The following is a 10,268-nucleotide window of genomic DNA, read 5'->3' on the forward strand; positions in this document are numbered from 1 at the left end:
CATAGATAGTTTAAGAAACCAAGAATTTGAAGGTTGGTTGAACCAATACGAAGCCCTTCCGGACGACGTCGTCGCTCAAGAAAAGCGTTGGCAAGCTATGAAACGCTGGGTACAGAAAAAACCTCATTTTCAAGCTCATGAAGGTGCGTTTAAAGGGCAAATGGGCGAAGGAAAAGCGAAAAGTGCCCCTTTAGGCCAATTCGCCAAAGGATTAAACCAATTAATAATGACCCCGAATTATCTCTAATAAAAACTTGTTTTTGTTAGAGATAATGAGGGCAAACCGAACGAAAGTGAGGTTGAAAATAACTTCGTGTCTGCCCCAAAAGACGGTTTTTTTATTCAACCTCAATAAACTTGACACATACTTGAATTTGTGAAGTATTTTAAAAATAAAAACGTCTTATGTTATAATAGATATAATTCATTCATTGAGGAGGCTTACTATGACAGACGAAGTACAAAAGCATTTAGATAAAGGAATGTACGGCACCCCCTCTGTAAACCCTGATGAACAAAGAAAATTTTTAGGAACTTTTCGTGAACGTGTCTATATTCAAATAACAATTCAACAAATGAGACAAGAAAAACTTAAAAAAATCTTAGATACCCATTTAACAGATTACTCTGATGCCAGTGTTTTGATTAATGGAAATGTTAGTCAAACACTACAGACTAGCTACATCCAAAGCGTTATGAAGGCAAAACTTAAGTTTACTGTTGTTGATACTGATTTGCAAGATGATGAAGAAAGTGGCCTTCTTGTCGTTTCTGATGAAGCCGTAAACGAAGATACAATCGATATCGCGGAAAAATTTGCAAATGATATCTCGCAATCTTCGCAAAACGACAATGAAAAAAAGGGATTTTGGCGTAGTCTTTTTCACAATGATTAATTAAAAATGCTAAGCTAAGGTACAAAAATGAAGATAAGACTTGCTGGTATCGTTTGTTCCGATAAACCAGTAAGTCTTTTTTATATTGGAGTCATTCATTTTTATTACCGTTATCTTCATTATGATTTCCTCAAAGTTATTTTACAAAATCAGGATACAAAAGTCTTAAGATATCCATGGTTAAACGACGCCCTTTGCCCCTATAAGGGTAACAATGCATATGCATCATAGGATTAAAATTCGCCTCTATAATACCATAAGCGTCTACTGCAGAAGCAGGTGCTGCAATATCAGGAATAATGATGTCCACCCCACAAATGGTTGCACCTAAAGTTTGGGCCACTTGAACAGCTAATTGTTTATAGTCCTCAGAAAATTCATCTGTCATATCAAACGAATCTCCCCCCGTAGATACATTAGAGTTATCACGCAAATAGACGGTTTCTCCTTGGTCTGGCACCGAATCGAATGTATATCCTTGTTGATGTAAGACTAACTCTTCGCTTGCCCCTAGCTGTATCTTTTCTAGCGGGGTCCGATGATTCTCTCCTCGCAAAGGATCGCTATTTTTTTGAGCAACTAATTCTTGAATCGATTGTTTTCCATCTCCGATAACATTAGCAGGGACTCGCAATAAAATAGCTTTCACTTCATCGCCAATGACAAAAAAACGGTATTCAGTGCCCGGTATAAAGTCTTCAATTAAAACCGAACCATCTTCTTGAAAAGCTGTGTTTATCGCCTTTTCATAGTCTTCTTTACTTGGTCCTTCTTCAAAAACTGTAATACCTAAGCCAAAGTTAGTAGACTTCGGTTTTACGACAATACTTTTATCTCGAAACTCTTCATAACTTCCGTTTGCTGCTTTTTCACTAGTAAATTCTTTCCCTTGAGGTACTCGGAAACCAGTTCGATGTAGAAGTTTTTTAGTCACCGTTTTGTTTTCCATAATCAAAGGAGTAATATAAGTATCTTTACTTGTCATATTGCCATTTTTTACATATTCAGTATGGTCTTGGGCATTTAGCTCCAAAAACTGGTCTTGTTCATCTAATACTTCAATATCAAATCCCTTTTGAATAGCGTCAAACATAAAAATTTGGGTCGAAAGTTCCATATTTGTAAATCCTGCTAGTTGGTAAGGTGCTTGCCAAGCTTTTTCATAATAAGATAAACCTTCTTGTTTCCCTAATTCTTTTTGTGTTCTTTTTTGCGCATCTAGGTAAACTCTCCCAGCTAACGTTTGCTTCGGGTCCTCTAACATTTCTTCTAAGCGATCCAAAATTTCAGTTGAAACTGGCAACGCTATTTGTTCAACAAAATCTCTCATTGCAACAATTAGGCTTTTAGCTTGGTCATAATAAACTGTTTGTGCTAACGGTGACTCCAAAGCCACGAAATTGTTCATTTGTTCCCCTTGTTCGACCCATTCGTCTGGCTCAGCTTTTTCATCTGTCCATAATAAAAACAGCATAAAAAGATGAAGAAATTCAACTTCTTTTTGACCAATACCATAAGGTTGATAAGGATCAAGATCAATATTACGTAATTCAATATAACGTATCGGTTTATCTGCTAGGTCAGCTACACTTTCACCGCCCCTTAAGCGAACAGCAGCATAAAATTCTTTTTCTTCAGAAAGCTTCCCTTCTTCTACCATTTGTTGAATATCTGCCACGTATTCTTTTACTGAGCGATAAGTCACTTTAACATCTTCAAGATTCTTATAGCCGTATTCACTATTACGAATACTACGAACCGGCTCAGTAGGATGTTTATAGCCATTAAAATAACGAGGATTGCTTAACGGAGAAGCTCCAAAAAAATAAGTTGTTAGCCAACGATAATGTAAGTAATTTCGAGCCACTTTTAAGTAAACCTCTGTCTTAAACTGATCATAGTTTTCGTATTCCTCTTGCAATTCAAACATCTTTTGTATCATTTCATCGTCAAATTCAAAATTAAAATGAATCCCGCTAACCATTTGTTTCCTTCGTCCATAGGTTTTTGCCAGATAGCGACGATATAACACATCTTCAAAATTATCTAGTTTAGCAATGACAATATCTTCTTCTGTCTTAGGTAAGGCAGGAGGCATGCTCAATGGCCAAAGCATTTCATTAGGCTCCATGGAACGATACACTGTGTCATGGATAGCTGCTAACCAACGAAAAAGGTCGGAAATATTATCTGTAACAGGCGTGACTAATTCCATTTGCGTTTCAGCAAAATCTGTTTGGATATAGGGATGATAACTCCGATTTCCTAATTTTTGCGGATAGTCTGTTGTAACTAAGTCCCCTTCTGTCGTAACTCGTTGACTCTCTTTTTCAATACCATAACGAGCTTTTAATAAGTAAGGATATAATTGTTCGTTGGTTAAAATGGATTGGATATTCATAAAATAATCCTTTCTTTAAAAATTCTATAGCCATTATAGCAAACAATAAAAAAGGAAGCTTTCATTTTGTTCCCAAAAGTTCCCATATTTCAAGTTGAAAATGAAGTAAAAATAGAGGATAAAAAGGGGACCAAACGATCCATACCTCAAACCGTTTGGTGCCCTCTTTTATTCTTCTTGTAAGAGACCCTTGAAAAGTCCTACAACAAAATCATTAGGGTCAAAAATTTCTAAATCATCGATTTTCTCACCTAATCCGACGAGCTTTACTGGCAAGTGTAACTCGTTACGAATGGCTAATACAATACCACCTTTAGCCGTACCATCCAATTTGGTCAACACTAACCCTGTAACATCAGTTGTTTCTTTAAATTGTTTCGCCTGGTTCATAGCATTTTGACCCGTTGTAGCATCTACAACTAACAACACTTCATGAGGAGCGCTAGGATCTTCTCGCTTGATAACGCGTTTAATTTTATCTAGTTCATTCATTAGATTTACTTTATTTTGCAGACGACCTGCGGTATCAATCAGTAAAACATCTGCTTGTTCCTCTTTTGCTTTAGTCATTGCATCAAAAACAACGGAAGCAGGATCACTACCGGTATTACCACGTACCACTTCTACTTCAGCTCTTTTTCCCCACTCCACTAATTGATCAATAGCTCCAGCTCGAAAAGTGTCCGCTGCTGCTAACACAACTTTCTTTCCTTCTTGTTGATATTGCCATGCAAGCTTGCCGATACTCGTTGTTTTTCCCGTACCATTCACGCCTACGAATAAGAAAACAGAGAGCGCATTGTGTTGCTCGTTAAGTTCATTAACTTCTTTTTCTCCTTCTTCTTCGTACAGATCAACTAATTTCTCAATAATAGTATTTTGTACAGTTGCAGGTTTTTTCGCATTTTTTATCTTTACTTCTTGTCGCAATTCGTCCGCAATACGCATAGAAGTGTCAAAACCAACGTCTGCCCCAATAAGCGTATCCTCTACTTCTTCAAAAAAATCTTCATCTACTGAACGAAAATTAGCAAATAGTTCATTCATACGGTCTTTGAAAGTCTTACGCGTTTTTGTTAAGCCTTTTTCATATTTTTTTTGTGTATCTTCTGGTTCAAAGCTATCTGTCTCTTCTTCGGTTGTTTCTACCTGTTCATCAGCTGGAACATCCGCCTCTGTTGTAGAAACTGTCTCTTCTTCCCTTGTTTCAGTTGTAACTTCTTCTTGGGTCGTAGTCTCTTCTGTTTGTTGCTCTTCTTCTTTATCTTTTACAAAGGCATGTTTAATTTTATCAAAAAGCCCCATTTATCTTTCACTCCTTTGGGTAAACTAACGATATTCTACATCAATGTAGCACATATTTTTCCACAACTTGGGCAACGCCATCTTCTTCATTTGTCCCAGTAACGATATTTGCTTTTTGTTTAATGGGCGCGACCGCATTCTCCATTGCTACCCCGAAACCCGCATATTCAATCATTGGTAAATCATTTTCTTCATCCCCAATACCCATAACTTCTTCCTTAGAAAAAGCTAAGTCTTGAGCTAAAGAAGCGATACCAAAAGCTTTAGTAATCCCTTTAGGCATGAATTCCAATAAATTTTCTCGTGATTTAATCACTTCATAGCGTTCTTTATATCTAGCTGGAATTTTAGCAATTTGTTGATCTAAATAATCTTGGTGATAACCAACTACTGCCTTATTATACAAACGCTCAGGCGTCATTTCCTCCACTGTAGCTGCTTGAAAAGTTAAAAGTGGATTCAATTGTGGATAAAGTGATAGATGTTGAACAGAGGTTGGTAGTGACAAGACCACTTCATCTGACAATACATCCAAGGGCAAATTTAAATTTTGTGCTAAATCAACCAAATCCAACACATCTTCTTGGCGCAATGCAGCTTTTTCAACGATTTCTCCGGTATCATTTTTTTGCACAAGACCCCCGTTAAAGGTAATACTGTAATCACCAGCACTTTGCATTTCTAACTCTTCTAAATACGGACGGATGCCTGCTAATGGTCGTCCAGTACAAATAACAACTTTTGTTCCTTGTGCTCTAGCTGCTTGTAAAGCTTTTTTATTCCTTAAAGAAATCTGTTTTTCTTCATCTAATAGCGTTCCATCTAAATCAATAGCAATTAATTTAATCATGCTTTACCTTTCCCTTCAACTGCAATTTGCCCGTTTTCCGCTACATCTTCTAAACGTACTGACACAATTTTAGAAACTCCTGATTCTTCCATTGTAATTCCATACAAGACATTGCAAGCTTCCATTGTTCCTTTTCGATGGGTCACCACAATAAATTGTGTATCATTATTAAAAGTCTGTAAATAATTTGCAAAACGTAAGATATTCGCTTCGTCTAAAGCTGCCTCGACCTCGTCTAAAATACAAAAAGGAATCGGGCGTACTTGAATAATAGAAAAAAGTAAGGCGATCGCCGTCAAAGCGCGCTCTCCTCCCGAGAGTAAACCTAGATTTTGCAGTTTTTTTCCTGGTGGTTGAGCTTCAATTTCAATTCCAGTATTTAACAAATCATTAGGATCAGTCAAAAATAACTCTGCTCGTCCGCCACCAAACATATTGGGAAAAACAACTTTAAACTGCTCGCGGATTTTTTCAAAAATATCTTTAAAACGAGTTTTTACCTCTTCATCCATTTCATCCATTGTAGTAAATAATTGGTTTTTAGCAGTTAATAAATCTTCTCTTTGCTTATTCAAAAATTCATAACGTTGGGAAACTTCTTCATACTGTTCAATGGCATTTAAATTGACCGGACCTAACTGTTCAATTTTTTGTCGTAAACGCTGGATTTTCCCTCTTGTCTCTTCGTCCTTAGTCATAGGCTCATAGTCTTGTTGTGCTTTTTCAAAGGTTATATGGTATTCCTCTTGTAAATAAGTCAAACGTTGATCTAGTAAATTTTCTTGATAATTTTTGGTTACTTCTGACTTTGTTTTTTCTGCCAGCTTTTCTTTTTGTTGTTGATTTAATTGACTTAAATTTTCATCTTCTTCACTAATTTCTTGATACAAACGATCGCGCTCTTGTCGCTTTTCATGTAATTGCTGTTGCAAATCATCTTTTTTTTCAGTTAAGGTCGCAATTTGTTTTTGTAAGGATTCTTCCGTTTCTTCATGACCTGAGACATCTGTTGTCAAAGCTTCTAACTGTTTTTCTAATGCTTCTTTTCGTTGTTTTTGTTCTGAATAATCTTGGTCGTTCGTTTGAATCTGTTGTTTTAATGTATTCGTTTGTTCTTTATTCACAGCAAGTTGAGCCTTTTTTTCAGATAACTCTTGGTTAAGATCGGTTCGTCTTTTTTCTATCAAATCGTCTTGGTCGTTCAGCTCTTGCATCTCTGTTTGTAGCTTTTGCAGTTGATCTGTCACACTTTGTTGTTGACTTGTTAATGTTTCTTTTTTTTCTTGGTAATCTGTAATAAAGTCTTGTACTTCCTTGTTTTCATACTCATAAATTTTTTGTTCTTTATTTAAACGTTCCATTTCTTCCACTATGCGATTTTTACGCGTTTGTAGCTCTTGCTCTTCTAAACGAGCCGATTCCCCTTTGGTACGCAATGTTTCCATTTCCTGCTGGCAGGTTTTAGCTTGTTGTTGAAATTCCGACACTTGGTTCTCCACTGTTTTCAACCGTTTATCGCTACGTTGAGCTTGTTCCTTTAGTGTCTGCAATTCATTTGCTTGACTAAATAAGCTTCCCTGATTACCTCGTTTCGTTGCACCACCAGTCATAGACCCCCCAGCATTCATCACATCTCCACTTAAAGAAACCACCCGATAGCGAAATTGAACAGCTCGTGCAATATCATTCGCACTTGCCAAATCATGGGCAATCAAAGTGGTCCCTAACAAGTTTTGCATTATTGCTGAAAACTCTGCTGAAAAATGAACTAACTGACTAGCTATGCCAACAAACCCAGAAACATTTTGAGCTTGCTCCAAAGCAGTACTCGATAATTGCCTCGGTTTAATGGTTGTCATAGGTAGGAAAGTAGCACGACCAGCTTGACGTTGTTTTAGAAAATTTATTCCAGCCTTAGCAGCTTCTTCATTTTCTACAACAATATGTTGAGCTTGCGCACCAAGGGCCGTTTCAATAGCCAAGGTGTAATCTGCAGGAACTTCCATCAATTCTGCGACAGCTCCTGCAATACCTGAAAGTTCATTACGCTGTTGCAGTACAATACGAACTCCTTGATAAAAGCCTGAATAGTTCTCTTGGATATCTTGAAGACTTTTTATCCTTGCCTTAATCTGACGAGTTTCATCCATTAGTTGATACATTTTCTTTTGCGTATCTTCATATTGTTTTTGATAAGACTGTTGTTTTTCTTGCAATTGGTTAAATTGCTTTCTTTGTTCGGACAAACTTTCTTGCAATTGTTCTAATTGTGACGTTACGTCATTAAGTTCTTCTTGTTTTTGTTTGTAGTCTTTACCAATGTTTTCTTGTTTTTCTAAAGATGATTGGTTTTTAGCCATCTCTTGTGTATATTCTCGTTCAAGATTCTTTAGTTCATTACCGATATTGGCTTGATGTTGCATGTGATCAACGTATTTTGCACGAAGCTCTTCAATTAGCTCCTTAGTAGATTTTTGATACTTTTGTAACTCAGCTTGAGCTTGTTCAATCTCTTTTTCAACCGATTGAACCTCTCCGTTTTTCTCTGATAATTTTCCGACTAAATTCGTTTTTTCGTTCTCTAAAGAGGCAATTTTTTCATTAATTTCAGCTAAATTTTTTTGATACTCTTGTGCGCTTTTTTGAGCATGTTTTGACCGTTCTTGCAGTACTTCTTGTTGTCCTTCAGCTTTTTTTAGTGCCTCTACTATAGAAACTTGGGTTTGGTTATTTTTTTCTAACCACTGATCCAATTGACTCCGTTTTAAACGTTGTTCTTGTAATGTTTCTTCTTTTTGTTGAATTTGATGGGCTATTGTATCCAACTGCTCATTTAAATCCTCTAGTTGCCCTTTGGCTTGTTCAAAAGCAACTTTAGCTTCTTGCATTTCAGCAACGGTATAAGCCACGTCAAGCTTTGTAAAATCCTCTTTTAACGCTAAATATTGCTTAGCCGTAGTGCTTTGCTCTTTTAATGGAGCCATCTGGTCTTCTAGTTCATAAACAATATCTTGAACACGACTTAAATTATCCTCTGTAGCAAAGAGCTTTTGTTCTGCTTGTTTTTTGCGTTGCTTATACTTTAAAACGCCTGCAGCTTCTTCAAAGATCCCTCGACGATCTTGGGGTTTACTAGCAAAAATTGCTTCTACTTTTCCTTGCGATATAATAGAAAAAGACTCTTTTCCTAACCCAGAGTCCATAAATAATTCTTGGATGTCTTTTAATCGGCACGCTTGCTTATTTAAAAAAAACTCACTTTCACCAGTTCGGTATAAACGTCGTGTGACGCTTACTTCACTATAATCTACGGGCAAATAATAATCCGCGTTATCTAGAACGACTGTCACTTCACTAATGTTTAACGGCTTTCGTGAATCTGAACCAGAAAAAATGACATCGGGCATCTTACCGCCTCTTAAGTTGCGAGCAGACTGTTCGCCTAACACCCAGCGTACAGCTTCAGTAATATTACTTTTTCCACTGCCGTTTGGACCAACAATGCCGGTTATGCTATCTTCAAAGTCGATCACCATACGGTCAGCAAATGATTTAAAACCGGCTAACTCAATTTTTTTTAAATACACCTATGTTCCTCACTTATCTTCAAGATGAACTAATGCATTCGCTGCTGCATCTTGTTCTGCTATTTTTTTTGATTTACCGTATCCTTTACCGACTAACTCATTATCACAATACACTTCTGTCCAAAAAAGACGGTCATGAGCAGGCCCTTCTTCTTTGACTAGGCGATAATCGATGATCCGATCACCAGAACGCTGCAAAACTTCTTGTAGCCGTGTTTTGTAATCCATCTCATGTGAAAAAGCACCTGATAAAACTTTAGGATAAACAACTTGTTTTAAAAACGCTTCAGACTTTTCTAACCCTTGATCTAGATATAAAGCCCCTAAAAAGGACTCAAATAGATCACACAACAAAGCGACACGCTCACGTCCGCCTGAACGTTCTTCTCCTTTACCTAAGGCAATATAACGGTCAAAATGGCATTCCCTAGCAAATGCTGCTAGGCTATCTTCTTTTACGATAGCTGCTCGTAATTTCGTTAAAGTTCCTTCAGGCACGTCTGGATATTGAGAATATAAAAACCTGGAGACGAGTAATTCTAATACAGCATCTCCTAAAAACTCTAGACGTTCATTATCTGATAGTTGTAATTGACGATGCTCATTCACATAAGATGAATGGGTAAATGCTTGGTCTAACAAGCTAACATCATGGAATACGATATTGAAGTTCTCTTGTAATTTTTCTAAAAACTGACTGTCCATTGATTCCATTCCTTTTCTTTTTTGACCTTCTTTCATTATACTGATTTTTATCAAATAATGAAATAATTGTGCAGAAAGAAAAGCAAAATCTTTGAGGAATTTTATGCCTTTTTTATTATAAAATATGATCATTCTTCATTAAAAATGAAACGAACTTCTAATTTTCAATAACATGAATCGAGTAGGGCGAAATCAATCGCCCTCTCACGTCACCTGGACATACGGTTCCGTATCCGGCGACTCCATTATGAATATATGTTATGTCTATATTGGTAGTAATCTAAACAACTGACTAGGCCTGCTTGGCCTAGTTTTTGTTTAGTTATTGCCCTTCTTACACAGGTTTTGGTAGCTACCCACTGGTAGTGGTTTCCTGCGTACGATGTTAGTTTAGCTAAGCTCTTATTTACACCTAACTTTTGTAATCCCCATTGTCTCTTGGAGGGAACCTTCCACATCTTCCAGACGATGGTTCGCAATCGCGTTCTTAAATGGGCGTCGATCCGTTCCATCTTGGCTTTCAT

At 37.0% G+C, this 10,268-nt stretch carries 6 protein-coding genes and 1 pseudogene; 2 read left to right on the forward strand and 5 right to left on the reverse strand.

From position 1 onward, the window contains the following. Window positions 1–247 (forward strand): annotated as a pseudogene (locus G577_RS11375) (ISLre2-like element ISTeha1 family transposase); the annotation flags it as partial. Window positions 248–446: 199 nt separating this feature from the next. Beyond that, complete coding sequence (locus G577_RS0108930) at window positions 447–896, forward strand: YueI family protein (RefSeq protein ID WP_028790908.1); 450 nt, start codon at window positions 447–449, stop codon at window positions 894–896. A 136-nt stretch (window positions 897–1,032) separates the two neighbouring features. Here G577_RS0108930 and gshAB read toward each other — a convergent pair whose 3' ends face one another. From gshAB to rnc, 5 genes are all read right to left on the reverse strand, one after another. Then, a complete protein-coding gene (gene gshAB, locus G577_RS0108935; RefSeq protein WP_028790909.1) occupies window positions 1,033–3,297 on the reverse strand; it encodes a bifunctional glutamate--cysteine ligase GshA/glutathione synthetase GshB in 2,265 nt (754 codons plus the stop codon). Window positions 3,298–3,465: 168 nt separating this feature from the next. Next, window positions 3,466–4,602: a signal recognition particle-docking protein FtsY gene (gene ftsY / locus G577_RS0108945; RefSeq protein WP_028790910.1), complete on the reverse strand. Its 1,137-nt coding sequence runs from the start codon at window positions 4,600–4,602 to the stop codon at window positions 3,466–3,468. 40 nt (window positions 4,603–4,642) lie between these two features. Continuing rightward, on the reverse strand, window positions 4,643–5,452 hold the full coding sequence (locus G577_RS0108950; RefSeq protein WP_028790911.1) for a Cof-type HAD-IIB family hydrolase: 810 nt from the start codon (window positions 5,450–5,452) through the stop codon (window positions 4,643–4,645). After that, window positions 5,449–9,039 carry a chromosome segregation protein SMC gene (gene smc, locus G577_RS0108955; protein WP_028790912.1) on the reverse strand — a complete coding sequence of 1,197 codons (3,591 nt, stop codon included), beginning with the start codon at window positions 9,037–9,039 and terminating at the stop codon, window positions 5,449–5,451. Before smc ends, G577_RS0108950 begins: the two co-directional genes overlap by 4 nt. A gap of 9 nt (window positions 9,040–9,048) precedes the next feature. Then, on the reverse strand, window positions 9,049–9,744 hold the full coding sequence (gene rnc / locus G577_RS0108960) for a ribonuclease III (protein WP_028790913.1): 696 nt from the start codon (window positions 9,742–9,744) through the stop codon (window positions 9,049–9,051). Between the last annotated feature and the right edge of the window lie 524 nt (window positions 9,745–10,268).

The sequence above is a fragment of the Tetragenococcus muriaticus DSM 15685 genome (assembly GCF_000423785.1).
GTDB classification, from domain to species: Bacteria; Bacillota; Bacilli; order Lactobacillales; family Enterococcaceae; genus Tetragenococcus; species Tetragenococcus muriaticus.